This is a genomic window from Rhizobacter sp. P3_B12, assembly GCF_056402895.1.
In genome coordinates this window covers 1-1,287 of sequence record NZ_JBFUGN010001353.1, presented here as the reverse complement: position 1 = coordinate 1,287, position 1,287 = coordinate 1, and the positions used below count along the sequence as shown (strand labels likewise).

Here is a 1,287-nt window from a genome sequence, read left to right as displayed (position 1 = left end):
CGCGTCGCCTCGACGCCGTTCAGGCCCGGCATCGACACGTCGGTGACGACGATGTCCGGCCGCAGCTCGCGCGCCAGGCGCACCGCGCCGAGGCCGTCGTCGGCCTGGCCGATCAGTTCGATGTCTTTCTCGCGCGCGAGCAGGGCGCACAGCCCGTCGCGCATGATGCGGTGGTCGTCGGCCAACACGATGCGGATGCCCATGGTCGTTCCCTTCGATGCGTGTGCTGTCGGTGTGCTGTCGATCAAGCCGCGGCGAGTGCCGCCGCGCCCACCGCRTTCGGCAGCAGGATCGTGATGCGCGTGCCCAGGCTCGTCGCGGACGAGATCTCGAGCCGCCCGCCGATCGCCTGGATCTGCGCCTGCGTGCTGGCCAGCCCGAAGCCGCCGGTGCGGCTGAAGACGCCGCGCGAGGCATCGGTGCGGAAGCCGACACCGTCGTCGGCGACGCACACCTTCAGGCAGCGGCCGTCGCACCACGCGGTGATGCTGACGCGCGCCGCATGCGCATGCTTCTGCACGTTCAGGCACAGCTCGCGCACGCCGCGGAACACGACGGCGAGCACCGCCTCGGGCAGGCTGAGCGGCGGCATCGCGCCATCGAAGCTGACCTGCAGCCGGCTGTCGGCGGCGAGGCGGTCGGCCAGGCTGCGCAGGGCCTGCTCGAGGCCGAGGCGCAGCACCGGGCTGCTGAGATCGAAGGTGGCGGAGCGGGCGGCGCGCGACGCCTGGGCCAGCAGCGCGCCGATCTCGTCGAGCAGCGCCGTCGCCTCGTCGCCCGGCGGGCTGTCGCGCAATGCGCCGAGCTTGAGCCGCGCGAGCGTCAGGAACTGGCCGATCTCGTCGTGCAGGCCGAGTGCGATGCGCTCGCGCTCGCGCGCCTCGGCGACGGTGATCTCGTAGGCCAGCGTGCGCAGGTGGCTGCGCGCGGGCCGGGCGAGCTGCCGTGGCAGCGGCCGGGGGCGGATGCGGCCCCGCGCCGGACGACACCCACGACAGCCGGCCCCCGGCTGCAACCGGACCGACGGCTCGACACGTGTTCTCATTGTTCGCTCCCTGGCGATTTGTTGGCGCCCGCAGGCGGCCGCCCTTTGTCGGACAGCGAAACGATTATGGGCACGCGAAACGACTTGCGACAGCGATGCCCCGACCTGCTTCAGCAGTTTTCAGCACGCTTCAGAAGGCGCGGCCGCAAGCCGTGCTCAAGCGGTGCAACGGCGCAGGTTCTCGCGCACCGCGGCAGCGATGGCCGTGCGCGTGGCGCGGCGCACGCCGGCCTCGTCGAGAC

At 72.4% G+C, this 1,287-nt stretch carries 2 protein-coding genes; both read right to left on the bottom strand.

Features of this window, described 5'->3' with window-relative positions; all coding sequences use genetic code 11:
• Positions 1-203: response regulator (locus AC1D01_RS35170; RefSeq protein ID WP_477874219.1), on the bottom strand; the 203-nt coding region annotated here is incomplete at its 3' end.
• Positions 204-244: 41 nt separating this feature from the next.
• Positions 245-1,045, bottom strand: a complete 801-nt coding sequence (locus tag AC1D01_RS35165; RefSeq protein ID WP_477874217.1) for a sensor histidine kinase — start codon at positions 1,043-1,045, stop codon at positions 245-247.
• Between the last annotated feature and the right edge of the window lie 242 nt (positions 1,046-1,287).